Genomic DNA, 26,545 nt, shown 5'->3' on the forward strand with positions numbered 1-26,545 from the left:
TGGCGCTGCTATACGTGTTTCTTGAAGTCCTTGATCACATGCTGCTGGCGGCGGCTCACCGCCAGTTTTTCCGGGATGTCCTTGATCACCGCCGCCCAGTGCGTTTCGCCACCGGCCACCGGCAGTTTCTCGAAACCCAGCAAGGATTCGGTGCACACCAGGCAGTTGCGATGGATGCGCAAAAAGCGGCTGCCGAATTCTTCTTCCAGCCGCGTCAACGAATCTTCCAGCAGGTATTCACGCTCACGCGTGCGCAGGGTGATGTATTTCTGCTCGGCCTTCAGGTAGCGCGCCTCGGACACCGGAATCAGGTGCACGCGGCCGCGCTCGGTCACGCTGAAATGGCTGCGTGCATTGTGCAATGGCGCGGCCTCGCGCTTGGCGCTGCGCGCATCGCGCACGCGGGCCAGCGCTTCCAGCAGCCGCTCCTTGCGGATGGGCTTGAGCAGGTAATCGACCGCGCGCACCTCGAAGGCGGCCACGCCGTATTCCTCGAACGCGGTGGCAAAGATCACGGCTGGCGGCTGGGACAGGTGTTGCAGCTCGCGCGCCAGCTCGATGCCGCTCATTTGCGGCATCTGGATGTCGATGATGGCCGCGTCGGCATCGGCCTCGGCCAGCTGGCTGAGCGCGGAAATGCCATTGGTGGCCGTACCCACGATGTCGTGCGGGCAAAGGTCGACGCAGTCGGCCAGCACGTCTTGCAGGCGTTTTAGCGCTGGCAGCTCGTCATCGACGAGAAAAAGGCGCAGCGGTGTCGTCATGCGGAATCTCCCGGTAGGGAACCACGATATGTACTTGATAATAGTCGCTGGTTGCCTGCGTGGTTAGGCTGGCTTCAGCGTCGAAATGCAACAGCAGGCGCTCGCGGATATTGTCGAGCGCCATGCCATTGCCCTTGTGCGTGCGCACATAGCCGGGCGGAGGCGGCGGATTCTTCACGTCGATATGCACATCGTTGCGCATGCGGAAGATATTCACCTGGATCGGCCCCGGTTCCAGTGCGGGCTCGATTCCATAGTAGACCGCGTTTTCAATCAGTGGCTGCAACATCAGCGGTGGCACGGCGGCATCAGCCGGCATTTTCTCGGTGTGCCACTCCACTTTCAGCCTGTCGCCCAGCCGCAGGGTCTCGATATTCACATAGTGCTCGGCCAGCTCCACCTCGCGCGCCAGGCGCGACAGATGCCGGTTGTCCTGCATCACCACACGGAACAGATCGGAGATATCCAGCAGCGCCTGCTCGGCCTTGGCCGGCTCGCTGCGAATCAGCGACAGCACCGCATTCAGGCTGTTGAAAAAGAAATGCGGCCGGATGCGCGCCTGCAGTGCCGACAGCCGTGCCTCGGACAATCTGGGCGACAAAGCGCGCTGGCGCAGCCGCAAAATGCCCAGAAAGCCCAGGGTGGCCAGCAGACAGATCAGCTCGCCCGCCAGCCGCGCATGCTGGGCAGGCTCGAACGGCTTGAGCAACTGGTTGGCCAGCGCATTGCACACCAGCACCAGCGCACACACCACCGGCACGCCCAGCCGGAACGGCAGCCGCAGCAGCTGCGGGCTAAGACCGGACAGCAGCGCCAGCGAGGGCAGCAGGGTCAGCTCCAGCCACAGCGAGGCCTCGGTCAGGCGCTCGGCCCAGCCGTGCCAGGCCGGCAACGACGTCAGCACATGCATCACCAGCAGCACGTGCGCGTACACCAGTGCGTGCAGCAGCACGCCCAGGTTGCGGAAATCGGGCAGTTCGTCATCGACGGCGGGGCGGTTCACGGCGTTTGCTTGTCAGTTGAGCGGATGAACGGTAGCTACACTATAAACAAGCCGTCACCGCTTTGAATGATTCCATGTCACTCGCCATCGTCCACAGCCGCGCGCTGGTCGGCCTGAATGCCTTGCCGGTTGCCGTTGAAGTCCATCTGGCCAACGGTTTGCCGGCGGTCAACCTCGTCGGCCTGCCCGAAGCCGAGGTGAAAGAAAGCCGCGACCGCGTGCGCGCCGCGCTGCTGATGGCGGGGTTTGAATTCCCCGCGCGCAAGATTACCGTCAACCTGGCCCCGGCCGACCTGCCCAAATCATCGGGCCAGTTCGACCTGCCGATTGCCATCGGCATCCTGGCCGCCAGCGGGCAGTTGCCGGCCGAGCAGCTGAATGCGCTCGAATTTGCCGGCGAGCTGGGCCTGGCGGGTGACTTGCGCCCGGTGCGCGGCGGGCTGGCGCTGGGGCGTGCCGCCTGCACCGCCAACCGCAGTTTGATCCTGCCCGCCACCAGCGCGGCCGAGGCAGCGCTCTACCCCGATGCCAAAGTACTCGCCGCCGACCACCTGCTGGCCGTGTGCCGCTATCTGGCCGGCAACGAACCCTTGCACGCCCCGCCGGCAGCGCCGCCACCAGCGGAACCCGTCTACCCCGATCTGCGCGAGGTACGCGGCCAGCTGCAGGCCAAACGTGCGCTGGAAATCGCCGCCGCCGGGCAGCATTCCATCTTGCTGGTTGGCCCGCCCGGCACCGGCAAATCCATGCTGGCGCAGCGCCTGCCCGGCCTGCTGCCACCGCTGGGCATCAACGAAGCGCTGGATGTGGCCAATGTGCAATCGCTGTCGCACGGCGGCTTTGACATGGCGCGCTTTGGCCAGCGCCCTTTTAGAAATCCGCACCACACGGCATCCGGCGTGGCGCTGGTGGGCGGCGGCGCGGTGCCGCAGCCCGGCGAAATCTCGCTCGCGCACCACGGCGTGCTGTTTCTGGATGAATTGACCGAGTTTGATCGCCGCGTGCTGGAAGTGCTGCGCGAGCCGCTGGAAACCGGCAGCATCCTGATCAGCCGCGCGGCGCGTGCCGTTGAATTCCCAGCGCGCTTTCAGCTGGTGGCCGCGATGAACCCATGCCCCTGCGGCTATCTGGGCCACCACGGCAAACCCTGCCGCTGCACACCCGACCAGGTGGCGCGCTATCGCGGCAAGCTGTCCGGCCCGTTTCTGGACCGCATCGACCTCTTGGTGGAAGTACCGGCGCTGCCCGACACCGCCCTGCTGGCCGCCGCCGACGGCGAACCCAGCCCCACCGTGCGCGCCCGCGCCATTGCTGCCCACGGCAGGGCGCTGGCACGCCAGCAAAAGCCCAACGCCGCACTGGGCAGCGCCGACATCGACCTGCACTGCCAGCCCGACGACGCCGGCCGGCTGCTGCTGCAGAATGCGCTCAACAAACTGGGTCTATCCGCCCGCGCCTATCACCGCGTACTGAAAGTAGCGCGCACCATCGCCGACCTGGCAGGCAGCAGCACGATACTGAGCCGGCACATTGCCGAGGCGATACAGTATCGGCGGGCGTTGTGAGGGGGTGAACAGCCGCCGTTTGCTGTGTAAGTAACCGCGTGTTCCGTAATTCTGCAGCTATCCGGTAAGATAATAATCGATGCAAAATACAAAAAATGAGCATATGTTCTTCATATCTTCATTTTCTTTTTAACAGGATCAATAATAATCTCAATTATTATACATAACCAATTATGAAATTTAATAGAGATGCTACTTTTTCTGAGTACACGTTAGCGTGGCGTCTTTTTAAAAGACACCACACTCATTTTAACGACATTTATTGGGCAAACCAAGCTACATTGAAATTTGCCTATGCCTCAACACGCCCATACAGCCGAACGGATTCGGCTACGAAAATTTTTAGCTTACCAGACAATCCTCAACGCCTAGCTGATACACTTGGGGATTGGGCTGATAATTATTCAGAATTTAATCAATGGGCGCAGATGGCGGCAGTCATAGCAATTTGTGGCTACCTAGAAACATATATTGCGCAAGTTGCTACTGCTGCTCTGGAATCACGTCCAGCATTAATTTTCGGGGGCTCCGCTCAAGTTGATGGCACCACCCTTTTGAAATTGAATAATACATATGATTTTTATAGTCATGCAGAGCATCTGGTTCGCGGAGATTGGAGTGCACGAATTAGCGCTTACACTCGCCTTTTTGGATCATGCCCCTATGCAAATCAAGTAAAAAAATTAGATCAACTTCGCAAATTAAGAAACGATGCAGGCCATTCTTTTGGCCGAGATATTACAAAAATGCGCTTTTCTGAAAGCAGCTTTGTTCAACCTCTTCCTAAAATTTCAAATGAGAAAATTAAAGAATTTCTTGATTTAGCTCATACAGTATCTCAATTAGCCGATAATCATTTAGGGCCATCCTACATAGGGTCATATGAGGTTGTCAGGCTTTTTCACATATGGAAAAAAGAACTAAAAAATTATATGCCTCTTAATCAACGTGAGCTTGCACAAGAATTTAGCCGCCATTTCAATTCTGTAACCGGAAGCCAATATGGCAAACAACGAGCGGAAGCTCTTATTCGATACTACAATACGATTTAACCAAATGGTTAATAATTCGATTTTGTATTTTTCATTTTCTTCCTCTTAATCCATGAAAAATTCAAGTCCTGGCCACTAGCTTCTACGGTGACACATAGGAAAAACCATGAAGATTAAATTGAAAATAGCGCTGATTACTTCGATATTTGCCGGAAATTGTTTGGCTACGCCTGTTTTCTTGCGGTGTGAGAGTAGCGCAGATGGGGGCAGGAATAATGTGGCGCTGTTGTCACTGGATGAACAAACAAATACCGTCAGCTATAAGCAGATATCGGGGGAGCCGTTTGTTCCTGGGTTTGCGAAAAATGCAGTATCCGCAGTATTTACTGGCGATGAAGTGACGTTTCATCTTGTGGCACCGAGTAATATCGTCGAAAAAATCTCAGTTGATAGGTCTTCATTAGGTTATACATTTCAGATGATGATTGGCACAAAAACCACTAACTATATCGGCTCATGTGTGCCAGATAAAAAGTCACGTGCATTTTAAATGCAAAAAATACAAATTCGTTTTACATGTTCTCGATTAAACCATCGGCCACACCCCGTTTTTCATTTCAGTGCCACCTGCAGATCACTGAAGCAATCAATACACAGCGGCTACCTTTGCCGAGAGAACAGCACAGCACGCAAATAGTCGCGGCATAGCAGGCGCCTGCACAGGCCACATTGCCCGGCTGCTTCGGGGGCAAGCTGCGCACCGCTTTTTTCACAGACGGGTTGTGCTCATTGCCCGCCCGCCAGCGCCAGCTCCACCGCACCGGCCGCATGCAATGCCGTGGTATCGAACAGCGGCACGCTGGCGTCGTCCGCCCCCACCAGCAGGCCGATTTCGGTGCAGCCGAGGATGATGGCCTGCGCGCCGGCGGCGACCAGATCGGCCATGATGTGGCGATACACCTCGCGTGATGCAGGATTGATCTGCCCCAGGCACAGCTCGTCGTAAATGATGCGGTGTATCTCTTCGCGCTGTGCCACGTCGGGCACGATGACTTGCAGGCCGTGCTGCTGGCGCAGTCGTTCCACGTAGAAGGCCTGCTCCATGGTGAAGCGCGTACCCAGCAAGCCCACTTTGCCGAGGCCGGCGTTGCGGATGGCCGCGGCAGTGGGGTCGGCAATGTGCAGCAGGGGGATGTGCACCGCGGCTTCAATCGCCGGGGCGACCTTGTGCATGGTGTTGGTACACAGCACCAGCAGCTCGGCCCCCGCCGCCTGCAGCGCGCTGGCGGCTTGCGCCAGCAGGGCACCGGCCGTATCCCAGTCGCCGCTGCGCTGCAGTTGCTCGATCTGGTGGAAATCGACGCTGTAGAGCACGATGCGCGCCGAATACAGGCCACCCAGCCGGGCCTTTACCGCCTCGTTGATCTGCCGGTAGTAGGGCACGGTGGATTCCCAGCTCATGCCGCCGATCAGGCCGATGGTTTTCATGCTGCGCCTCGCGCTTGGGTCACGGCATGACGATAGCACTGCGGCCAGCAGGGGAGTAATGCGCAGTCGGCCAGCAAACCCGCCCGTACAGGCGGGTGCATGCCACCGGCAACGTCAGGCCGGCACACCTACCGGCGCAGCTTGCAGCGGCAACGACTGCCCGAACCAATCCAGCCGCTGTTGCCACAGCCGGGCCAGATAGCCGGGCACGTGGCGCTGGATGGCACGGGCGAACAGCGCATAGGCGGCGCGCCATTCGGCACGCGTGCCGGCAAACAGCGAGGCAAACGAGGCGCTGGATACGCGATAGCTTTCGCCATCCAGCACGGCGGCCCAGAAGGACACCAGCTTGTGACGCAGCCGCTCCAGCTGGCCGACACCGCTCATGGCGGCGGCAAACATCGGGTGCTGGCGCAGCGCGGCAATGAAATCGTCGATGACGGCCTGCAGCGCGGGCAGACCGATGGCTTGGGCAAGGCGTTCCATCATCGTAGGCTCCGGAAAAGACAAAGATGCCAAATAGACCGGAGCAAAGAAGAGGGGTTGCGTAACTAGTACCGCGCTGTACATTCAAAACGGCGTAACAATGGACAGGTTTGTGCGGGGGTAATTGATGTATCTGCCTGCTTTCGCTTGATGCAGCTTTATCTGCACCATACAAAATCGGCAAGCTCCGCCAACAAAACCCGGCGCAGCGGTGCCGGCAAGGCATGCGATACGCAGACCGTACTGCCGGTGTGCATAGCGCTGCCAGCACGGCTTTGTTGGCGACGCTAAGCCGGGCTTCGCGCCCCGAAACGCTCGCGGTATTCCTGCGGCGTGGCATCCAGCTGGCGCTGGAATACGCGGCGCAGGGTCTGTTCGTCGCCAAAGCCGCATTGCGCGGCGATGCGCTTGAGCGGCAGATCGCTCTCCAGCACCAGCTGGCTGGCGGCCTCCAGCCGCATCAGCTCCACCGCACGGGCGGGCGTGTTGCCGGTGCGGGCGGTGTAGTGGCGGGCAAAGCTGCGCGGGCTCATGTGCGCCTGTTCGGCCAGCACCTCTACCCGCAGATCCTGATTCAGGTGCGCGGCCATCCACGCGTGCAGGTCGGCAAATTGCGCATCGGCGCTTTGTGCGGCCAGCGGCGCCGAAAACTGCGATTGCCCGCCCGGCCGCTTGATGAACACCACCATCTGCCGCGCCACGGCCATCACCGCGTTGTGGCCCAGATCGGCCTCGATCAGCCCCAGCGCCAGATCGATGCCGGCCGAGATGCCGGCCGAGGTCCACAGCGGCCCATCCTGCACGTAGAGCGCGTTGGCCTCGATCTGTACGCTGGCGTCGGCATCGCGCAGCTGCTGCACATAGCGCCAGTGCGTGGTGGCGCGCCGGCCGGCCAGCAGCCCGGCATGGGCGAGGATCACCGCCCCCGTGCACACCGAGGCAATACGCCGTGCCTGCGGCGCCAGCTGTGCGGCCATGGCGGCGATGGGCAACAGCGCCGGATAGGCCTCGATACCGCCGGGCACGATCAGCGTATCGATGGCCGCGCCGGCCAGCATCGCCAGCGGCTCGGTCTGCATTTGTACGCCGGCCGAGGTACGCACCGCGCCGCCATGCTCTGACACCAGCACGATGCGGTAAGGCTCGGCGCTGCCGGCGGGGCGGTTGCGGCACGGTTGCGAGAACACCTCGACCGGCCCGGCTACGTCGAGCACGTTTACCGCGTCGTACAGCACGAATACGATCAGTCGGCTCATCGCCTGCCTTTATATCGACGTTTGTTGTGGTTCATGCGGCATCAAGCACCCGGCATAGCCGGGCGCTCACCCGTTTTGGCAGGTGAACCGGCGGCTCAACCTGTTCGATTCCACACCCCCCGCCCTCGTTTGCGCGAGGGAGCCTCGCTGCCGCTCGCAGGTGGCGCCGCTCAGGCATCCGCATCATGCAAGCTCTCCACCACCAGAATGCGCGCCTGCCCCTGCGGATACGCCACATGCGCCGCGCCAGCCGCGGCACAGAACACGTCGCCCGCCTGCAGGCGCACTCTTTGCTCCTCGGCGCCGATGCGGTAGTGCATGTCGACCACGCCATCGAGCACGGCAAACACTTCGTCGCCGCTGTTCACGTGCCAGTGGTAGGGCGCATCGGTCCAGTGCAGGCGCACGCTGGCGCCGGCAATACGGGCCAGATCAAGCGCGCCCCAAGCGCGGTCGGCGGTAAAGCTGGCCGCGCGTACAGTGCGGACTGCGGGGCTCAGCATGCCAGCGCCCGGCGGCGTGCACCGAACTGCCAGAACAGCGTGGCCAGCACCGGCACCACCAACAGCGGCAGCAGCAAACGGTTGAGCATGCCCCAGCCCAGATGCTGCACCAGCGGTGCGGCGGCGAACGAGGCGGTGGCGGCAAACGCACCGGTGGTGAACTCGGCACCGCTTTGCGTCTTGGCGCGCTCGCTCGGGCGGTAGGACTGGGTGAGCAGGGTGGTGCCGGCCACGAACATGAAGTTCCAGCCCAGGCCCAGCAGCAGCAAGGCAGCATAGAAATAGGGCAGTGTGTTCGAGGTCTGGCCGATCAGCGCGCAGGCGGCAGTCAGCAGCGCGCCGGTTATCGATACGGCGGCCGGACCGAAGCGCTGGATCAGCCAGCCCGAGAAAAACGACGGCGCAAACATGCCCAGCATGTGCCACTGGATGACGCCGGCCCCGTCATTCACACCAAAGCCGCAGGCAATCATCGCCAGCGGCGTGGCAGTCATGATGCAGACCATCAGCGTATAGGCGACCACATTGTTGGCCAGCGCGGCCATGAACACGGGCTGGCGCACGATCTCGCCCAGCGGGCGCGGCGGGCGGGTATCGGCCTGCGCAGCGCTCTGGCTGGCGGCATCGCGGTAAAACAGCAGCAGCAAGGCCAGCGAGACAATGCCGAACAAGCTGGCCAGGGCATAGGCGCCGGCAAACGCCACATGTGGCACCCAGCCTTGCGAGAGCTTGGCCAGCCACGGCCCACACACAGCGGCAATCACACCGCCGGTCAGCACCGTGGCAATGGCGCGGCTTTTGGCCTCGGGCGTAACGTTATCGGCTGCGGCCAGCCGGTAATAACCGGCAAAAGCCTGGAACACGCCGATGCAGGCGGTGCCGATGCAGAACAGCCAGAACGCCTGCTGGTACATGGCCAGCACCGACAGCCCCGCCCCCACGGCGCCGATGGCCGAACCGGTAGCAAAACCCAGCCGGCGGCCCACTTTTTGCTGCCAGTGTGGCGACACCAGCGCGGTCAGCATGTTGGCAAAGGTGATCAGCGCAAAGGGCAGGGTGGCATAGGCCTTGTCGCTGGCCAAGGTGTAGCCGGCGAGGCCGGTGAGCGTGAGGTCGATCGAGATCGCCGCCACGAACAAACCCTGGCACAGCGCCAGGATGCGGATATTGCGTTGGGCAATGTTCATGTCGGTCTCCGTTTACAGCGGCAGTGCTTGTACATAGCGGTATTCCTGCGTTTTGCCCTGCCAGCCCCAGGTATCGGCCGGCACATCGTCGACCACCACATAGCTGGCCGGTTGCAGCGGGCCGAACTCGCGCTCGAACGCTGCAAATACTTCACGCACGTATTGTGCCTTTTCATCCTTGGTATTGGTGCCGGCGGTCACCTTGATATCCAGATAGAACGACGCCGCCTGCCCCTGCAGCGCCTGCGCGCCGACAAACCATTGCGTCGGCGGTACATACTCGATGGCAATGGCGGTCAGCTCGCGCTTCTTGCCCAGGATGGCGTGGGTGAGATCGGTGAGGATATCGGCGGCGCGCTGGCTGGTTTGCGGCGACGGGGCAACGCTCAGTTTCAGGTTCAGATAGGGCATGGTGTTCTCCTGCGGGAGCCGGCACATGCCGGAGTTGCTTCACTATCGCACGCAGCGTTTTGGCATGAATGCCAATATAACGTCAATTTCTGCCAAGACCATGAAAAAAAGGGCAGTGCCGAAGCACTGCCCAAGAGGACGGCGTAATGCGATATCGGGAGGCGCTATTGCGCAGAATGCGACAGAGCACGCGCATCCGGCCCCGGCAACCGCGCCACTGACGAGCGGGAGCGAGGCTCCCTCGCGGCGGCGAGGGCGGGGGGCGTGGAATCAAGCGGGGAGCGCCGTTGCATCACCCTCGAAAACAGCCGGGAACCCGGCCTGGCCGGGTTCTTGATGCAGTTCAATTCACAGCAGTGGGTTGCCGCGTGCAACAGGCGCTCAGTACAGCGGGGTACCCGCCGAATAAGCCGACTTGAACGACTGCCAGTCCAGATTCACCTGATCGGCATAGCCGAAGGCAAACGACACGATCTCGGCCTGCAGGCCGCTCTTGCTGGTGACGGCGTTGGTGATTTCGGCATCGATGCCGTAGGGCACCACGGTGCTGTCGTAGTCCTTGTCAGCCAGGGCGTGTGCGCTGGCCAAGGCTTGGCCCACATAGGTCATGGCAGTGTTCAGCTTGCTGCTGGACGACAGCTGCGTGTAGTCGAAGTCTTCCTGGAACGGCGATTTTTCGTGGAAGTAGTACGGCAGGCTGTTGATGAAGGCCGAGCCGATCAGCACATCGGCATTGATCAGCTGTGCCTTGCCGGTGCGGGCCACGCGGTTGGCCTCGTTGCCAGCGTAGGCAGACGACGGCAGCTGGCCCGGCAGCGCGATGGCAACAGCGCTGGTGGTTTCCTGCTTCACTTCCAGGATCACGTCATCGCTGGTGCTGCTGCTCGGGCCTTCGATCAGGATGTAATAACGCATGCGGCCCAGGCTGCCGGTGCCCGAACCCAGCTTCTGGTGGATGTCCTTCACGGTGTAATAGCTGGCAGCGTACTGCTTGCTGGCCGAAATCGATGCGATGTACGACGACATGGCGCCGGCAATCATGTTGTAGGTGCCGCTGGTAACGGCCACCAGATCGGACTTGTTCTGGAACTTGCGCGTGCTGCCGCTCACGCTGGTGTACTTGGACAGCAGATCGGCGCGGGTATTGCCGTCGGCATCCTTGATATTGGTCTGCACATAGCTGGTGGTGTTGCTACTGGAGAGCTGGAAGGTCTTTTCGTCGTCATTGCCCTTGAAGGCGCTCATCTTGTCGACATAGGCGCCCACCAGCGTATTAATGGCGGTAGTGATGTTGCTGTCCGAAATACCGTTTTCGCGACCGGCCAGCACCACGCTGGTGGCCATGCGGCGCAGATCCCACACGTATTGGCCCAGATAGCCTTCGTCGAAATCGCTGACGGTGAATACTGATTTACCGCTGCTGTCGCGCTGCGAACCGACGTTGGCCAGATGGGTATCTCCCCCCAGCCAGGTATAAGCGGTGGTGCTGGTGGTGTAGCTTGATGCCGGCAGGGTGGTCATGTCGGTCATGAAGATGTGATCGGTGCCGCGATAGAAGTAGAACGCGCTGCCGTTCATCTTGCTCATCTTGGTGGCCAGATCGGCACTGTTTTGCGCGGCGTACGGGTGGTTGTAGTTGTAGATCTGCGTGGTGACCCAGCTCGGGCGCGAAGTGGCGGCAAAGGCGGCCGGCAAGGTAGCCAGGCAAAGTGCTGCGATCAGGGTACGGTGGAAATTCATTGCTCAAGCTCCAGGATTGATCCGCTTAGTTAGAACATTCGTATATGCGGATTGAAGTAAAAGCCGGCATTAAGCCCCGGCTGGATGACATGGCGAAGACATCACCATGACAACAGCATTGCGTACTACAGCGGCGGTAAATGGCCCACTGGCACTGTGCTATCCTTGCCCCGACCTACACCCGTTTCACGTGAAACAATGAGCACACCGCGTTACGACGAATCAGCCGTCAAGGTCCTGAAGGGGCTGGACCCCGTCCGCCATCGGCCGGGCATGTATACCCGCACCGACAACCCGCTGCACATCTGCCAGGAAGTCATCGACAACGCCGCCGACGAAGCACTGGGCGGATTTGCCAAATCCATCGCCGTGACGCTGTATCGCGACCAGAGCATGAAGGTGGTCGACAACGGCCGTGGCATTCCGGTCGGCATCCACCCCGAAGAAGGCGTGCCGACGGTGCAGGTCGTGTTCACCCAGCTGCATGCCGGCGGCAAGTTCGACAAGAAAGACGGCGGCGCCTATGCGTTCTCGGGTGGTCTGCACGGCGTTGGCGTCTCGGTCACCAATGCGCTGTCCACCTTGCTGCAAGTCGAGGTCAAGCGCGACGGCGAGCACAGCCGCATCGTGTTTGCCGACGGCGAAGTGCGCGAGCCGCTGAGCAGCGTCGGCAGTGTGGCCAAGAAAGATACCGGCACCATTGTCACCGTGCGGCCGGACCCGAAATACTTCGACAGCCCGACCATTCCGCAAGGAGAGCTTGAGCACCTGCTCAAATCCAAGGCCGTGCTGCTGCCGGGCCTGGTGGTCACGCTGGATGTGGAAACCGCCAATGGCGAGTTCATCCACAAGGAATGGAATTACCCGGACGGGCTGACCGGCTATCTGGCGGAGCAGATTGCCGGCTATACGCCCATCACCCCCATCCTGACCGGCGAGAAATACATCGACGGCATCGACGAAACGTTCTCGAAGGGCGAGGGCTGCGCCTGGGCGCTGAGCTGGACCGAAGACGGCCTCGTCAACCGTGAATCGTATGTGAACCTGATCCCCACGCCGGCCGGCGGCACGCATGAATCGGGCCTGCGCGATGGCGTGTTTCAGGCCGTAAAAACCTTTATCGAATTCCACAGCCTGTTGCCCAAGGGTGTGAAGCTGCTGCCCGAAGACCTGTTCGGCCGCTGCTCTTTCGTGCTCAGCGCCAAGGTGCTCGATCCGCAATTCCAGGGCCAGACCAAGGACAAGCTGACCAGCCGTGACGGCCTCAAGCTGGTGTCCACCATGGTCAAGGCGCCGTTCGAGCTGTGGCTGAACGAGCACGTCGAGCTGGGCAAGAAGCTGGCCGAGCTGGCGATCCGCGCCGCGCAATCGCGGCAGAAGAACGCCACCAAGGTGGAAAAGAAAAAATCGTCCGGCGTGGCAGTGCTGCCGGGCAAGCTGACCGACTGCGCCAGCGACGAGGGCGAGCGCTGCGAGCTGTTCCTGGTCGAGGGCGATTCGGCCGGCGGCTCGGCCAAGCTGGGGCGCGACAAGGATTTCCAGGCGATCCTGCCGCTGCGCGGCAAGGTGCTCAATACCTGGGAAGTCGACAAGGACCAGATCTTCGCCAACAACGAAGTGCACGACATCGCGGTGGCACTGGGCGTAGACCCGCACGGGCCAAACGACACGCCCGATTTGTCCGGCCTGCGCTATGGCAAGCTCATCATCATGTCCGATGCCGACGTGGATGGCTCGCACATCCAGGTGCTGCTGCTCACCTTGTTCTATCGCCATTTCCCCGGCCTGATCGCGCAGGGCCATGTGTTCGTGGCGCAGCCGCCGCTGTATCGCGTCGATGTGGCCGGCAGTGGCAAGGCCAAGCCGCCGCGCAAGTTCTATGCGCTGGACGAGGGCGAGCTGACCGCCATCCTCGACAAGCTGCGCGCCGAGAAAATCCGCGAGGGTGCCTGGAGCATTTCGCGCTTCAAGGGCCTGGGGGAAATGAACGCCGAGCAACTGTTCGAGACCACCATGAACCCCGATACCCGCCGCGTGCTGCGCGTGGGCATTCCCGCTGACGTCAGCGGCAACACGCGCGAACTGATGAACATGCTGATGGGCAAGGGCGAAGCCAGCAGCCGCCGCGCCTGGCTGGAAGCGCGCGGCAATGAAGTCGAGGCCGACCTGTAGTGCAGAACGAACCGCTGCGCAAACTGCGCCTGTTGTGGGATTGCCGCTACCCCATCGTGCTGGTGGAAACCACGCAGGAGCTGGCCACACTCGAACTGATCGAGCAGTTCACCAATCTGGAACGGCTCACCCTGTCGGTGTGGAGCGCGGCCGACGGCCTGCGCCAGGGCGTGCGCGGCAGCGTGGAATACGACACCATGCCGCTGGATGCCGCACTGCGCAGCATCGATACCAACCGGCGCAGCGGCATTCTGGTGTTCCTCGACCCGCATCCCTATCTGGGCGACGCGATCACCCTGCGCCAGCTGCGCGAAGTGGCGCAAGAGAACGAACAACACAGCCGTATGCTGGTGCTGGTTGCCCCCAGCTTTGACCAGCTCCCGCCCGAGCTGGCCAGCATGACCGCCAATTTCGCCCCGCCGGTGCCCGATTCGGCCGAGATCAAGCAACTGATCTCCAGCGAGGCGCTGCTGTACCAGCGCGAGCACGGCACCACGCCGCGCGCCGACGAAGTGGCCTACAAGCTGATGGTGCAATACCTGGCCGGCACGCCGATGGACGTGGCCCGCCGGCTGGTGCGCCACGCGCTGCACAACGACGGCATGCTCACGCAAGACGACCTCACCCCCATCCTGCAGCAGAAACAGAAGCTGATCGGCCACAACTGCCTGCAGTTCGAGTTCCCCGATAGCCGGCTGGACGAGCTGGGCGGCTTTCTCAACCTCAAGCAATGGCTGGCGCTGCGCCGCAACGCCTTCTTGCACCCGGCCGAGGGCATCGAAGCGCCCAAGGGGCTGATGCTGCTGGGCGTGCAGGGCAGCGGCAAGAGCCTGGCCGCCAAGGCGGTGGCTGGCAGCTGGGGCCTGCCCTTGCTGCGGCTGGATATCGGCGCGCTGTACGACAAATTCCACGGCGAAACCGAGCGCAACCTGCGCCAGGCGCTGAAAACCGCCGAACAGATGGCGCCGTGCGTGCTGTGGGTGGATGAAATCGAGAAGGGTCTGGCCGGCGATGCCGGTGGCGAGGCGGACGGCGGCGTATCACGCCGCGTACTGGGCACCTTGCTCACCTGGATGAACGAGCGCAAGGCCGACACCTTTGTGGTGGCCACCGCCAACGATGTGCGCGTGCTGCCGCCCGAGCTGCTGCGCCGTGGCCGCTTTGACGAAATCTTCTTCGTCGACCTGCCCGACGAACCGGCCCGCCGCGCCATCCTGCGCAGCCACCTGCAACGCCGCAAGCAAAACCCCGACAGCTTCGAGCTGGACACGCTGCTGGCTGCTTGCGCGGGTTTCTCCGGCGCCGAAATCGAAGCCGCCGTGCGCGCCGCCATGCTGGAAGCCCACGCCGCCACCCGCCCGCTGGCGCAGGACGACCTGCTGCTGGCGCTGAAAAACACCCGGCCGCTCTCGGTACTGCGCGCCGAAGACCTGGCCATGCTGCGCGCGTGGGCAAGCGAGCGGACCATACCGGCTTAGCAGCGCCAGTTCCGTAGGGCGCAATGAGCCCGGCGAATTGCGCCGCAGCTTGCGGCCTATGCTCCGCCACGCACCATACCTATACGGCGCCACGCGCCACATTCATACGGCGCAACGCGCTGCGCTTGTTGTCGCCCTACGCAGCGAGGCCGGGGAAAGCCGCTGAAAAAACGCAGCGCAACGACGACGCTGGCAAGGCGCACAAAGCACCGCACCGCACCGCAGGGCGCAATGAGCCTGGCGAATTGCGCCGCAACTTGCGGCCTATGATCCGCTACGCACCATACCTATACTGCGCAACACGCTGCGCTTGTTGTCGCCCTACGCGGCGAAGCCGAGAAAGCAGCAGGAAAAACCCGGCAATACGATGCAGACAAAGTGCAGCCTGCATTTGCAAATGGCGTCAGCACCGTAGGGCGCAATGAGCCTGGCGAATTGCGCCGCACAGCCTTGCAGCCAATGATCCGCCACGCGCCACATTCATACGGCGCAACGCGCTGCGCTTGTTGTCGCCCTACGCGGCGAGACCGGGAAGCCGCTGAAAAAACGCAGCGCAGCGACGACGCTGGCAAGGCGCACAAAGCACCGCACCGTAGGGCGCAATGAGCCCGGCGAATTGCGCCGCACAGCCTTGCAGCCAATGATCCGCTACGCACCAACCCATACGGCGCAACGCGCTGCGCTTGTGGTCGCCCTACGCAGCGAGGCCGGGGGAAGCCGCTGAAAAAACGCAGCGCAACGACGACGCTGGCAGGGCGCACAAAGCACCGCACCGTAGGGCGCAATGAGCCTGGCGAATTGCGCCGCAACTTGCGGCCTATGATCCGCTACGCACCATACCTATACGGCGCAACGCGCTACGCTTGTTGTCGCCCTACGCGGCGTAGGCCGAGGGAAGCCGCTGGAAAAACCCGGCGTAGCCAGCATTTGCAATCGCGTCAGGTGATTTCCCGACAAAGCGAATGCTAATGCAGGACATTCCACACTGGTGGCAGGGCACTTAAAGTGGCAAGGTCGCCAACGCCCGCACACACCCGCCATGCCGGAACTCGATCCACCCATTTTTGACTGGCTGCATCAGCGCGCCCTCGTCTGGTTTGGCGAGCGCCCGGTGGTGCAACAGGTGTTCAACGGCTTTTACGGCCAGGTCTGCATCGTGCAACTGGCCGACAGCACGCTGCGCGTGGTGAAGCGTTTTCGCATCCACGGCTTTGCCGAGCGCGAATACCGCGCCACCCGCCTGCTGCGCAGCATGACTCCGGCCCACATCGCCGTACCCGACATCCTGCATTTCGAGCCGGCCGCCGTGGGCGGCTGGGATGCCTTCGTGATGAGCCACATTGCCGGCGTGAACGCCTGCGATACGCCGCTGGAACACGCCGACGGGCTGATCGCCGACATCGTCGCGCTGCAGCAGCACTGGCACGCGCAAGGCAGCAGGATGTTCCAGGACCTGCTGGGCAACGAATACCCCACGTTTGCCGCCAGTTACCGCGCCGATCTGGAAGCGCGCTGTGATTTCCTGCGCAGCGCAGACGGCTTCGACGCCGCGCAGAAAGCCGCGCTGTTCGCCACGCTGGACGACCTCGACCCGCTGCTCGCCCCGCTGGCCGACGATGCGCCGTGCTTCATCCACGACGACGGCCACGCCGCCAACTACATGGTCGACCCGCAAAGCTGGCGGCTGAACGCAGTGATCGACCCGGCCGGCGCACGCTACGCGCACCGCGAGCTTGATTTGTTCCACCTGCCCGACGCCCGCGCCGACTTCAATCTGCTCGACCACTACCTGGCGCAAAACCCCTGCGCCCCCGGCTGGGAAGCACGCCGCTACCTGTTCAGCCTGTGGGACGACATCAAGCACGCCGAACTCACCGGCTGGCGCGACAGCGCGTGGTTCGAACGCAAGCTGGCGGCGTATGCAGTGGCGCGCGGCGCGTGCGCGTTATTGGAAAAGTAAGTGGTCCACGGAGCAACCCACAAACACCACGACTAGGCCACCGCTTGGGTCGTCACTGCGTAACGGCATTCATCGCCAGCTTTTCTGCAAGGACTCGGGGAACGCCATAGCCCCATGTCGATAGCGACAAAGCCTCAGCTGCCTCCGGCGCCTCGCCAAACTGCAGATTTGCCTCGCCAAGGATGAGACCGCCTGACTCCGTGATCACTTTGAGATGGGCGAATGCAAAGCGGAGCAGAGGAAGGCCCTCAAGATCTGCTGCGGTTGGCTCACGAGTGCCAAGCCAGCAAACCACACCGGCAACAAACGATCGCCGGCTTGGTTTACCTTCACCTGACTCCCGGCCTACCACGCAGCCCGCACCGAACAGCCCGGATGCCAGCGGAATCGACCAGAACTGACCGCGCTTGAGCGGCCGGGTGGACTTTGGGACAAAGGGATATGCGATGGCTCGTTCAGACATGTACACACCAGCATGACGGCAAAAGGGATGATGCCCAACCGTGATTCACTTGGCAGCATCTTACTCTGGACGTTGCTGATCGCCGCAGCGAAAAGACCGCCTTGCTGCCTGAAAAGCTGGCCGTAGAATCCCCCTCACAACTTGCTGTACTGCGCAATCACCCCGTCCATGGTCTCGCTGATGCGCTCGGAGGTGGTGGCGACGTTTTCCAGATACACCGCGCTGTTGCTCTGCGGTGCTTTCAGCGCCTGTTCATAGAAAAACCACTGGTCTTTGGCCAGCGCCAGCAGGCCGAGTGAGTAGTGGGTGTTCTCCGGCGCGGCAACCAGTTGCTGGAAGGCGGTGCCAAAGCGTACGCGGGTGACTTCCACTTCGGGCTGGGTCTGGCGGCCCAGCTGCTTGAGGAAATACAGCTTGGCCATGCGTTGCGACAGCGTGTTTTGCTGTACGGCCAGCGATACCAGCCGGCCGCTGCTCTTGCCGGCTTCACCCTCCAGGGTGCGCGAGGCACGCAGTATGGTCATGGTGAGCTCTTCGCTCGCCTGATTGATCTTGTCCGGGTCGCGGCTCATCAGCTGGGTTTTCAGCACGTCCCAGTTGTAGGCCACGGCATCGAGCGAGCGCGCCAGTTGCTTGTTGTCGCCGCTGATGCGGCTGAGCTGGCCCAGCAGCGTATCAAACTGGCGCACGCTGTCCGACAGCTTGGCGGTGGCGTCACTGCTGCGCACGCCCAGCCGTATCTGCAGCGATAGCTTGGCCGTGCGCTGCGCCAGCATGCGCAGCTGGGCGGCGTTGTTGATGTCTTGCGCGCTGATGGCCTTGGCTTGTGCCGGTGCGGCCACGACGGCCAGTGCCAGCGCGCCCAGCAGGGCGGCAAAGGCCTGGCGCAGCGGCCGCTGCCGGCCGCGTGCTTGCAAAGTGTGCGTCATGATCCGGCCCGCTTATTTGGCAGGGTGGATCTGATCGAACAGCGCACCATCGGCAAAGTGGGTGGCAACGGCTTGCGGCCAGCTGCCGAACACATCCTTCACCGTGAACAGCGCCACCCTGGTGTATTGCCTGGCGTACTTTGCGGCAGCGCGCGGCTCGGTAGGGCGGTAGTAGTTCTGGCCGATGATGTCTTGCGCAGCAGGGGTGTAGAGGAACTTGAGGTAGGCCTCGGCCACCTTGCGGGTGCCGTGCTGATCGGCATTGCGGTCCACCAGCGCCACGGGCGGTTCGGCCAGAATGCTGCTGCGCGGCGTGATGATTTCGTATTCGTCCGGCCCCAGTTCCTTGAGCGCCAGCAGGGCTTCGTTCTCCCACGCCAGCAGCACATCACCCAGGCCCCGTTCGACAAAGGTGGTGGTGGAACCACGCGCGCCCGAATCAAGCACCGGCGCATGCTTGTACAGCTCGGTGATATAGGCGCGGGCCTTTTGCTGCGAGCCGCCCGGCTGCTTCAGCGCCCATGCCCAGCCGGCCAGGTAGTTCCAGCGCCCACCGGCCGATGTTTTCGGGTTGGGGGTGACAACCTGCACACCCGGCTTGATCAGATCGCCCCAATCCTTGATGGCCTTGGGGTTGCCCTTACGCACCAGAAACACCACGGTGGAGAAATACGGCGTGCTGTTGAGCGGCAAGCGCTGCTGCCAGTGCGCCGGCAGCAGCTTTGTTCTGGCGGCGATATCGTCGATATCCGGCGCCAGCCCCAGCGTGACCACATCGGCCTGCTGCGAGCCATCTATCACCGCCAGCGATTGCTTGCCCGAGCCACCGTGCGATTGCTTGATGGTGACGGTTTCGCCGGTGTCTTTCTTCCACTTGGCGGCAAAGGCCTTGTCGATGTCCTGATACAGATCGCGCGTGGGGTCATACGAGACATTGAGCAAGGTGGTATCGGCATGCGCCACGCCCGCACCCAGTACGCTGACGATCAATCCCGCTGCAAACAAGCCATTCAGTTGGTAAGACATCGCACAAATCCACGAAAGGAAGAAAAGTGCGCAATTATGCCCAGCGATTTATATATCCAAAAAGATTGATACATTTATTGCATTTATCCATTGGTTATAAAAGATGAGCAGCCATCCACACCACCGGCTGGCCAGCTTGCTGGCCATCGGGATGACCTCAGTGCCAACTATTGCACGTAGCGGCCGGAAAAAACGCCAGTATCATGAAGCAAGCCCAAACCGATCAACCGGGGCAGTGACCGGCTTGCCAGCGGGGTTCAGTACCCACAGCGCGCCATCCATCAGGAAACAACATGCCTTATCTGCACCGCCATGTTTTACGGGCCACCTGTTGCGGGCTGCTGCTTGCCACCCTGGCTGCACAAAGCAGCCAGGCTGCAGACGGATCACTGCAGCTGGCGCTGCCCGGCAGCACGCTGGCTGCGGCAGCGCAGAACGACAAGCATGCGCTGACTGGCTGGTATGCGCTGTCCATCACAGACGGTGTGCTGAACGTGACGCCAGCCGAGTCAGCCGTGCCGTCGGACACGTTGCAGGTCTCGGGCAAGCGGGCAGACCAGTTGCTGGCCGGCAAGCCACTGCAGCGCCCGCCCAAGCCAGGCGGCTTGACGGTGAAATCCCCGCCGGATGCGTTGCTGCTGCTGCGGGTGGAACAGGAAACCGGGAAAGCGGCGCCACTGCCAACCGGCCAGTTTGCCGGCAGCGTCGCGCCCGATACGCTGCGCGAGGGCTGGGCAGCCAGCGGCGAGCTGGCAGGGCGCACATGGCACTTTGCAGTTGCTCACAAAAAACGGCCCGACGGCAAATTGCTGGCCGGCTCGCTGCGAGTCACCGCCACCCCGGATGCACCGAGCGCCAAACCCACACTGCTGCTGCCGCCCGCCAACGGCATGGCCTTTGCCAGGCAGGAACTGCTCTGGCTGGGCGACATGAACAACGATGGTCAACCCGATGCGCTGGTCCGGCGCACCTGGGTGACCGGCGAGGCCGACTATGTGCTGGTGGTATCACCCATGCTGGCAACCGCCTATTACGATCCGGATCATCCGGCCAGCTACTTCTCGTCCGGGGTCGAGCCAGGCAGCAATATCATGCAGTGGCACAAAAGCCGGCCCGTGCCGGGGCCGATCAAATTCGTCGGCATGGGCAATTTCTCGCTCGGCGACCAGGCCTGGCGGCTGTTGCTGCCTGATGCCGCCGCCGAACCACTGCCCAAAGTGCTCACGGATCGCCAGTTCAAGCTCAATGGCGAAACCATACGCGTCACCCTTGAACACCTGCCGCGCACCCAGAATGAAGCCGTATCGACAACAAGCGATTTCAGCTGGGACGGCAGCGTGCTGGTGCGGGTGACATTTCGCGGCAAAAGCCAGGTGCTGATGCAGGCCGCGCCGCCGGATGACGGCCAGTTTGCGCTGTCCGTGGGCCTGATCGACGGCAAGATCGGTGTGAAGATCGAGCACCAGCCGCACTACAACAACAGCTTTACCCGCTACTGGCTCTTTGACGATACCGAGGCCCACTTCCGCCGGCTGCAAAGCGAACAGGCGCAGGGCTGCTAGTTGTGCCGAGGTGATTGCAAAGCCCTGGCCCGGACAAGCGCAACAGCGCAGCCGGCCACACCGGCAATGACCAGCGGCTCCAGCCACCTATAATGGCAACGCAATGCCCTTGTGGAGGTGGCATGAACGGCCGGCTAGTCGGATGGATGATGCTGCTGATGGCGGCGCTGCTGCCACCCGTAACGGCCCGTGCCGAACTCCGGGTCACGGCCGTCGCCGAGCCATGGCAGCCCTATATGGGCCCGGATCTGCCGCAGCAGGGCTTTCTGGTGGAGCTGACGCAAGAGGCGCTGGCCCGGTCCGGCTACAAGCTTGACGTTAAATTCGTACCCTGGGCGCGCGCATTGTTGCTGGTGAAGACGGGCGAAGCCACCGCCTTGCTGGGGGCATACCACACCAGCGAGCGCGAGGAATTCCTGGCCTTTTCCGACCCGGTCACCTCGGTGCAGGACGTACTGTTTGCGCGCAAGGACAGCGCCATCAGCTACCGCTCGCTGGAAGACCTGGAGAAATACAAAATCTGTGTGGTACGCGGCGCGGCGCACGGCAAGGAATTCGACGAAGCCAGGATGCTGCACAAGGAGCAGGTCAGCAACCGCGAAATGTGCATCAAGATGCTGATGGCAGCGCGCGTCGACCTGATCGTGGGGCCGGAAGACGTCACCACCTATATCCTGCGCACCAGCTACCCCGACTATTACCCGCAAATCACCGCGCTGCAGCCACCGGTGCAGACCAATGCGCTGTATGTGGGCTTTTCCCGAAACGTGCCGGATTACCCGCTCTTGGTCGCCGCCTTCAACGACGGCCTGCGCAAACTGCGCGACGACGGCACGCTGGCCAGGCTGGCGAAAAAACACGGGATTGCGTTGGCGGGCCGGCGGGGGCCGGTGAATTGATGGCCACAGCCATAGCAAGTACAAGGGCCAGCCTCAAGCCCCGACGCTGCCGTGCGCTTGGTGATCTTCCGGCAAGCGGCCCCGCTGCATCATTACCTCCAGCGCAGCGCAGGCCGCCAGCACCAGCACCCGCCACTCCGGCCGCTGCATTTCGGCCGCATCATCTCCAAGCAATACCGGCGTCGCATCGGCAAATGCCGACCATGCCTTGTCGACAGCCACAAGGTGCGCGCATTCGTCTGGCGAGTAGGTCGGGCAAAGAAACTGATCTTCACCAGCAGGGGAGTGCACCCAGTCCTCCCACTGATTGATTGTTTCGGCGAGGTCCCATGCCAGCGGGTCGCTTTCATGGGTGGCGAGCATCGCAAGGTATTCGATGATGCGGTTACGCACGCGCTGATCCACCAGCTGTGTGGATACGGATTCGGTACTCATCAGTTCGTACCCAGCGTAAAGTTTTGACCTGCAGCGCTGCTGGATATACGGCTTTTGGCAGTCACCCCGCCAACTCCCCAGCCAGCCCCTCATACGCCGCCAGCGCCTCCTGACTGGCGCTCTCCATCTGACCTACCGCCACACCGGCGGCATCGAGCGAGCGGTTTTCGAACGCGCGGATGGCGTCGCTGGCGGCGCGGCCGGTGGCTTGCAGTGCCTTGCCCAGTGCGGCAAAGCTGCGCAGTTTGCCCACGCGGGCCTTGATGTCGGGGTCGGCCAGCCAGGCACCGAATTCGCCTTGCGCCAGTGCGGTCAACGCAGCTTCGCTGCCCAGATCGCCGTCGCCCAGCAGGCGCAGGTAAACGCGGGATTTGAAGCGCTGTACTTCCTGCTTGCCCAGCTCTACCCGCTGCAGCACGTCGTGCCGTTGCAGGCTGGCCTGCAGTTGCGCGGCGCTGTCGCCCACGGCAGCCACGCTGCTGGCGGCATGCTCGCCGGCCTCGCCGTGCTGGCCGGCGGCTTCGGCCAGCGTTTGCATGGTGGCGCGCGCAGCCTGCGTGCCGTCGCGGATGGCGGCGATGATGGCGGAAATTTCGCCGGCGGCGCTGTTGGTGTTCTCGGCCAGCTTGCGCACTTCATCGGCCACCACGGCAAAGCCCCGGCCGGCTTCGCCGGCGCGGGCAGCCTCGATGGCGGCGTTGAGCGCCAGCAGATTGGTCTGCTTGGCAATGCTCTGGATCACTTCAACGAAATTGACGATGGCGGCAGAGCGGCCATCCAGCTCGTCGATGGCGTGGGCCGATTGCTGTGCGGTCTGTGCCAGCGCCAGCAGTTGCTGCGCCAGCTCGTGCACCTGCGCGGCGCCGGCCTGCGCCAGCTCACCAGTTTGCCGGGCGGCGGCCAGCTCGCCGGCAAAGGCCTGCTGCACGCCGGTCTGGCTGAGCTGCAGTTGCGCAAAGCTGGCATCGCTCTGGCTGAGCTGGGCAAACACGGCGCGATACTGGTTGTTCACCAGCATGAGGTGGGCGTTGAGCTGGCGGTCCAGCATTTCCAGGAAGTGCGTATCGCGGTCGTGCCGCGCCACCTGCGCCTGCAGGCGGCCGACTTCGTCCTGCAGCTCACGCAGCTGAGCTTCAAGTGACTGGCGATGATCTTTCTGGTTGCGCGACACGCGCTCCTCCCGCTTGGCCCTGCCAACAAAACCCTGCTGGCCGTTTTTCTGCGTGTCAGTATAGTGGATGCCTGCCCCTTCTTGCCGGTGGAAATCCATGACAACCGAGTTTATCCGCACGCTGTATCTGGCCGGGCCGGGCGTATTCCGCGCCGATGCCGTGGCATGGGGTGCACGCCTGCAGGCGGCCTGCCAGGCACATGGCTGGCAGGGTCTATACCCGCTGGATAACGCCATCAGCGCGGCCAGCAAGGCCGAACAGGCGCAGCAGATATTTGCCGGCAACTGCGCGCTGATCCACGCGGCCGATGCGGTGCTGGCCGACGTGCGGGCGTTCCGCAGCGGCAGCGAGCCGGACAGCGGTACCGCCTTCGAGATCGGCTATGCGCATGCGCTGGGCAAGCCGGTGTGGCTGTGGCTGCCGGCGGCGCTGGCCGGGCAGGATATGCGCAGCCGCATCGGCGCCGCCACCGATGCCGACGGGCTGCAGGTGGAGGACTTTGGCGCACCGCTCAACCTGATGCTGTGGCAAGCTGCCGCAGGTGTGGTGTATGCCGACGAGCCGGAATCTGCACTGCTGGAACTCGATAAGGTTTCACGTGAAACATCCGGCTCGCTACAATCTGCAGCTAGCCTTTTGAAGTGAATGCAATGAGCCAAGATCAAGACCTGCTCGAACTCGACAGCCCCGAAGACAACAACGCCGAAGACGCCGCGCCCGAGCCGGCGGCAGGGCAGGGCGGCGGTGGCCGCTTTGTGGCTGCCCAGGCATCGGCCACCGCGCCGGACGATGGCGAATCGGTGCAGCTCGGCCTGTATGCCGAAAAGAGCTACCTCGAATACGCGATGAGCGTGGTAAAGAGCCGCGCCCTGCCGCAGGTGGAAGACGGCCAGAAGCCGGTGCAGCGCCGCGTGCTGTTCACCATGCACGAGCTGGGGCTGGTGTCGTCGGCCAAGCCGGTGAAGTCGGCACGTATCGTCGGTGAAGTGCTGGGTAAGTACCACCCGCACGGCGACCAGTCGGCCTACGACGCGCTGGTGCGCATTGCGCAGGATTTCTCGCTGCGCTATCCGCTGATCGACGGGCAGGGCAACTTCGGCAGCCGTGATGGCGACGGCGCCGCCGCCATGCGCTACACCGAAGCACGGCTGACGCCGATTGCCGAGCTGCTGCTGTCCGAGCTCAAGATGGGCACGGCCGATTTCATCCCCAACTACGATGGCGCGTTTGAAGAACCGGTGCTGCTGCCGGCCCGCCTGCCCATGCTCTTGCTCAACGGCGCATCGGGCATTGCGGTCGGCATGGCCACCGAAATGCCATCGCACAATCTGGGCGAAGTGGCCGACGCCGCCGTGGCGCTGATCAAGAACCCCGAGCTGGATACCGCCGGCCTGATGCAATACATCCAGGGGCCGGATCTGCCGGGCGGTGGGCAGATCATTTCGGCGCGCCGCGATATCCAGAACGCCTATGAAACCGGCCGTGGCAGCCTGAAAGTACGCGCCCGCTGGGAGAAAGAAGACCTGGCGCGCGGCCAGTGGCAAATGGTGGTGACCGAGCTGCCGCAGGGTGCTTCCAGCCAAAAGGTGCTGGAAGAAATCGAAGAGCTGACCAACCCCAAGGTCAAGAAGGGCAAGAAGGCGCTCACGCAAGAACAGCAACAAACCAAGCAACTGATCCTGTCGGTGCTCGATCGCGTGCGCGATGAATCGGGCCGCGAGCAGGCCGTGCGACTGGTGTTCGAACCCAAGTCGTCGCGCCAGAACCCCGACGAGCTGATGAATCTGCTGCTGGCGCATACCTCGCTGGAAACCGGCCTGTCGCTCAACTTCGTGATGATAGGCCGCGATGGCCGGCCGGGGCAGAAGTCGCTCAAGGCGCTGCTGGCCGAGTGGGTGTCGTTCCGTTTCGATACCGTCACGCGCCGTACCGAGCACCGCCTGGGTCAGGTGAACGACCGCATCCACATTCTGGAAGGCCGCCACATCGTCTTCCTGAATATCGACGAAGTGATCCGCATCATCCGCGAGAGCGACGAGCCCAAGCCGGCGCTGATCGCACGCTTCAACCTGTCTGACCGGCAAGCCGAAGACATCCTCGAAATCCGCCTGCGCCAGCTGGCGCGGCTGGAAGGCATCAAGATCGAGCAGGAGCTGGCCGAGCTGCGTGGCGAGAAGGAAGAGCTGGAACACCTGCTGGCCAACCGTGGCGCGATGACCAAGCTGATCATCAAGGAAATCGAAGCCGACCGGAAAAAGTTTGCCGACCCGCGCCGCACGCTGGTGGAAGAAGCCGAGCGTGCCTCGGTCGAGGTCGCGGTGGTGGACGAGCCAACCACGCTGATCCTGTCGGAAAAGGGCTGGCTGCGCTCACGCCAGGGCCATGGCATCGATGTGCAGAATCTCGGCTTCAAGGACGGTGATGCGCTGCATTCGGTGATTGAATGCCGCACCGTAGACCAGGTGGCGCTGGTAGGCAGCGATGGTCGCGTTTACACCATCCAGGCAGCGGTAGTGCCGGGCGGGCGTGGCGACGGCGTGCCGGTCACCACCCTGATCGAGCTGGTGGCCAAGACGCGTATCGTGCAAATGCTGACCGGGCAGGGCAGCGACAAGCTGGTGATTGCCAACTCGGCGGGCTATGGCTTTGTCTGCCAGTTCGACAACCTGCTGTCGCGCCAGAAGGCCGGCAAGGCCTTCATCACCGTCGAGGCAGGTGAAACGCTGCTGAAGATTTCCAGCTTTGTTTCACGTGAAACATCGCTGGTGGCGTGCCTGTCCAAGGCCGGCAAGCTGCATCTGTTCCCGCTGGCCGAGTTCAAGCAACTGGCCGGCGGCGGCAAGGGCGTGCAAACCATGGCGCTGGACGACAAGGACACACTGGCCGCCATCACCGTCTGCGACGGCGAAACGCTGCGCCTCACCGGCACCGGCCGCGGCGGCAAGAGCACCGAGCTGAAGCTGGACGCCAACGAAATGGCGCCCTATGTCGGCAAGCGCGCCCGCAAGGGCAAGCCGATCAACGCCGGGTTGAAGTTCCCGGGATTTTGAGTGC

24 protein-coding genes are annotated in these 26,545 nt (G+C 62.5%); 10 read left to right on the top strand and 14 right to left on the bottom strand.

The annotated features are described in order from the left end of the window. Positions 1 to 8 precede the first annotated feature (8 nt). Together B9A19_RS05505 and B9A19_RS05510 are read right to left on the bottom strand one after the other, a co-directional pair. Positions 9 to 764, bottom strand: coding sequence for a LytR/AlgR family response regulator transcription factor (locus tag B9A19_RS05505; protein WP_084089719.1), 756 nt, complete (start codon positions 762 to 764; stop codon positions 9 to 11). Next, positions 730 to 1,767 carry a sensor histidine kinase gene (locus tag B9A19_RS05510; RefSeq protein WP_245804280.1) on the bottom strand — a complete coding sequence of 346 codons (1,038 nt, stop codon included), beginning with the start codon at positions 1,765 to 1,767 and terminating at the stop codon, positions 730 to 732. Before B9A19_RS05510 ends, B9A19_RS05505 begins: the two co-directional genes overlap by 35 nt. Before the next feature lie 74 nt (positions 1,768 to 1,841). Here B9A19_RS05510 and B9A19_RS05515 point away from each other — a divergent pair, with 74 nt between their 5' ends. The 3 genes from B9A19_RS05515 to B9A19_RS22010 all read left to right on the top strand — a co-directional run bounded on the left by B9A19_RS05515 (position 1,842) and on the right by B9A19_RS22010 (position 4,874). Beyond that, entirely contained in the window at positions 1,842 to 3,332 is a 1,491-nt protein-coding gene (locus tag B9A19_RS05515) for a YifB family Mg chelatase-like AAA ATPase (protein WP_084089721.1), read from the top strand. A 173-nt stretch (positions 3,333 to 3,505) separates the two neighbouring features. Next, positions 3,506 to 4,384: a hypothetical protein gene (locus tag B9A19_RS22005; protein WP_139798671.1), complete on the top strand. Its 879-nt coding sequence runs from the start codon at positions 3,506 to 3,508 to the stop codon at positions 4,382 to 4,384. A 106-nt stretch (positions 4,385 to 4,490) separates the two neighbouring features. Then, complete coding sequence (locus B9A19_RS22010) at positions 4,491 to 4,874, top strand: hypothetical protein (RefSeq protein WP_139798672.1); 384 nt, start codon at positions 4,491 to 4,493, stop codon at positions 4,872 to 4,874. 236 nt (positions 4,875 to 5,110) lie between these two features. On the opposite strand, the gene B9A19_RS05520 is transcribed toward B9A19_RS22010, so the two are convergent. From B9A19_RS05520 to B9A19_RS05550, 7 genes are all read right to left on the bottom strand, one after another. Next, entirely contained in the window at positions 5,111 to 5,812 is a 702-nt protein-coding gene (locus B9A19_RS05520; protein ID WP_084089722.1) for an aspartate/glutamate racemase family protein, read from the bottom strand. A 114-nt stretch (positions 5,813 to 5,926) separates the two neighbouring features. Beyond that, the gene (locus B9A19_RS05525) at positions 5,927 to 6,301 is read right to left on the bottom strand and encodes a globin family protein (RefSeq protein ID WP_084089724.1); all 375 of its coding nucleotides are present in this window, start codon (positions 6,299 to 6,301) and stop codon (positions 5,927 to 5,929) included. A gap of 284 nt (positions 6,302 to 6,585) precedes the next feature. Beyond that, positions 6,586 to 7,554: a GlxA family transcriptional regulator gene (locus tag B9A19_RS05530; protein WP_084089726.1), complete on the bottom strand. Its 969-nt coding sequence runs from the start codon at positions 7,552 to 7,554 to the stop codon at positions 6,586 to 6,588. A 170-nt stretch (positions 7,555 to 7,724) separates the two neighbouring features. Further along, complete coding sequence (locus tag B9A19_RS05535) at positions 7,725 to 8,057, bottom strand: cupin domain-containing protein (RefSeq protein WP_084089727.1); 333 nt, start codon at positions 8,055 to 8,057, stop codon at positions 7,725 to 7,727. Further along, a complete protein-coding gene (locus B9A19_RS05540; RefSeq protein WP_084089729.1) occupies positions 8,051 to 9,244 on the bottom strand; it encodes an MFS transporter in 1,194 nt (397 codons plus the stop codon). The genes B9A19_RS05535 and B9A19_RS05540 overlap by 7 nt, the downstream gene beginning before the upstream one ends. A gap of 12 nt (positions 9,245 to 9,256) precedes the next feature. Continuing rightward, the gene (locus B9A19_RS05545; protein ID WP_084089888.1) at positions 9,257 to 9,655 is read right to left on the bottom strand and encodes a tautomerase family protein; all 399 of its coding nucleotides are present in this window, start codon (positions 9,653 to 9,655) and stop codon (positions 9,257 to 9,259) included. 381 nt (positions 9,656 to 10,036) lie between these two features. Beyond that, positions 10,037 to 11,395 carry a DUF2252 domain-containing protein gene (locus tag B9A19_RS05550; RefSeq protein WP_084089730.1) on the bottom strand — a complete coding sequence of 453 codons (1,359 nt, stop codon included), beginning with the start codon at positions 11,393 to 11,395 and terminating at the stop codon, positions 10,037 to 10,039. Positions 11,396 to 11,593: 198 nt separating this feature from the next. Between B9A19_RS05550 and parE the strand changes: the two genes are divergently transcribed. From parE to B9A19_RS05565, 3 genes are all read left to right on the top strand, one after another. Next, positions 11,594 to 13,567: a DNA topoisomerase IV subunit B gene (parE, locus tag B9A19_RS05555; RefSeq protein WP_084089732.1), complete on the top strand. Its 1,974-nt coding sequence runs from the start codon at positions 11,594 to 11,596 to the stop codon at positions 13,565 to 13,567. After that, positions 13,567 to 15,045 carry an AAA family ATPase gene (locus B9A19_RS05560; RefSeq protein ID WP_139798673.1) on the top strand — a complete coding sequence of 493 codons (1,479 nt, stop codon included), beginning with the start codon at positions 13,567 to 13,569 and terminating at the stop codon, positions 15,043 to 15,045. The genes parE and B9A19_RS05560 overlap by 1 nt, the downstream gene beginning before the upstream one ends. Positions 15,046 to 16,084: 1,039 nt before the next feature. Further along, positions 16,085 to 17,005, top strand: a complete 921-nt coding sequence (locus tag B9A19_RS05565; RefSeq protein ID WP_084089733.1) for a phosphotransferase — start codon at positions 16,085 to 16,087, stop codon at positions 17,003 to 17,005. Positions 17,006 to 17,057: 52 nt separating this feature from the next. Here the strand turns inward: B9A19_RS05565 and B9A19_RS22015 are convergent, their stop codons facing one another. The 3 genes from B9A19_RS22015 to B9A19_RS05575 form a co-directional block, all read right to left on the bottom strand. Beyond that, complete coding sequence (locus B9A19_RS22015) at positions 17,058 to 17,468, bottom strand: hypothetical protein (RefSeq protein WP_139798674.1); 411 nt, start codon at positions 17,466 to 17,468, stop codon at positions 17,058 to 17,060. A gap of 134 nt (positions 17,469 to 17,602) precedes the next feature. Further along, positions 17,603 to 18,397: a type IV pili methyl-accepting chemotaxis transducer N-terminal domain-containing protein gene (locus B9A19_RS05570; RefSeq protein ID WP_084089735.1), complete on the bottom strand. Its 795-nt coding sequence runs from the start codon at positions 18,395 to 18,397 to the stop codon at positions 17,603 to 17,605. Between the two features lie 12 nt (positions 18,398 to 18,409). Further along, the gene (locus tag B9A19_RS05575) at positions 18,410 to 19,423 is read right to left on the bottom strand and encodes a sulfate ABC transporter substrate-binding protein (protein WP_084089736.1); all 1,014 of its coding nucleotides are present in this window, start codon (positions 19,421 to 19,423) and stop codon (positions 18,410 to 18,412) included. 293 nt (positions 19,424 to 19,716) lie between these two features. Between B9A19_RS05575 and B9A19_RS05580 the strand changes: the two genes are divergently transcribed. Then, complete coding sequence (locus B9A19_RS05580) at positions 19,717 to 20,985, top strand: hypothetical protein (RefSeq protein WP_084089738.1); 1,269 nt, start codon at positions 19,717 to 19,719, stop codon at positions 20,983 to 20,985. A 122-nt stretch (positions 20,986 to 21,107) separates the two neighbouring features. Then, on the top strand, positions 21,108 to 21,884 hold the full coding sequence (locus B9A19_RS05585; protein WP_176216797.1) for a substrate-binding periplasmic protein: 777 nt from the start codon (positions 21,108 to 21,110) through the stop codon (positions 21,882 to 21,884). A 33-nt stretch (positions 21,885 to 21,917) separates the two neighbouring features. Here B9A19_RS05585 and B9A19_RS05590 read toward each other — a convergent pair whose 3' ends face one another. Both B9A19_RS05590 and B9A19_RS05595 read right to left on the bottom strand, forming a co-directional pair. After that, on the bottom strand, positions 21,918 to 22,319 hold the full coding sequence (locus tag B9A19_RS05590) for a hypothetical protein (protein WP_084089742.1): 402 nt from the start codon (positions 22,317 to 22,319) through the stop codon (positions 21,918 to 21,920). Positions 22,320 to 22,380: 61 nt separating this feature from the next. Further along, positions 22,381 to 23,589 carry a methyl-accepting chemotaxis protein gene (locus B9A19_RS05595; RefSeq protein ID WP_084089744.1) on the bottom strand — a complete coding sequence of 403 codons (1,209 nt, stop codon included), beginning with the start codon at positions 23,587 to 23,589 and terminating at the stop codon, positions 22,381 to 22,383. Here B9A19_RS05595 and B9A19_RS05600 point away from each other — a divergent pair. Together B9A19_RS05600 and parC are read left to right on the top strand one after the other, a co-directional pair. Beyond that, entirely contained in the window at positions 23,588 to 24,136 is a 549-nt protein-coding gene (locus tag B9A19_RS05600; protein WP_245804281.1) for a nucleoside 2-deoxyribosyltransferase, read from the top strand. The two genes, B9A19_RS05595 and B9A19_RS05600, sit on opposite strands and share 2 nt — an antisense overlap. A 5-nt stretch (positions 24,137 to 24,141) precedes the next feature. Then, entirely contained in the window at positions 24,142 to 26,541 is a 2,400-nt protein-coding gene (gene parC, locus B9A19_RS05605; RefSeq protein WP_084089745.1) for a DNA topoisomerase IV subunit A, read from the top strand. Positions 26,542 to 26,545 lie beyond the last annotated feature (4 nt).

It is taken from the genome of Andreprevotia lacus DSM 23236, from assembly GCF_900176275.1.
GTDB lineage: Bacteria > Pseudomonadota > Gammaproteobacteria > Burkholderiales > Chitinibacteraceae > Andreprevotia > Andreprevotia lacus.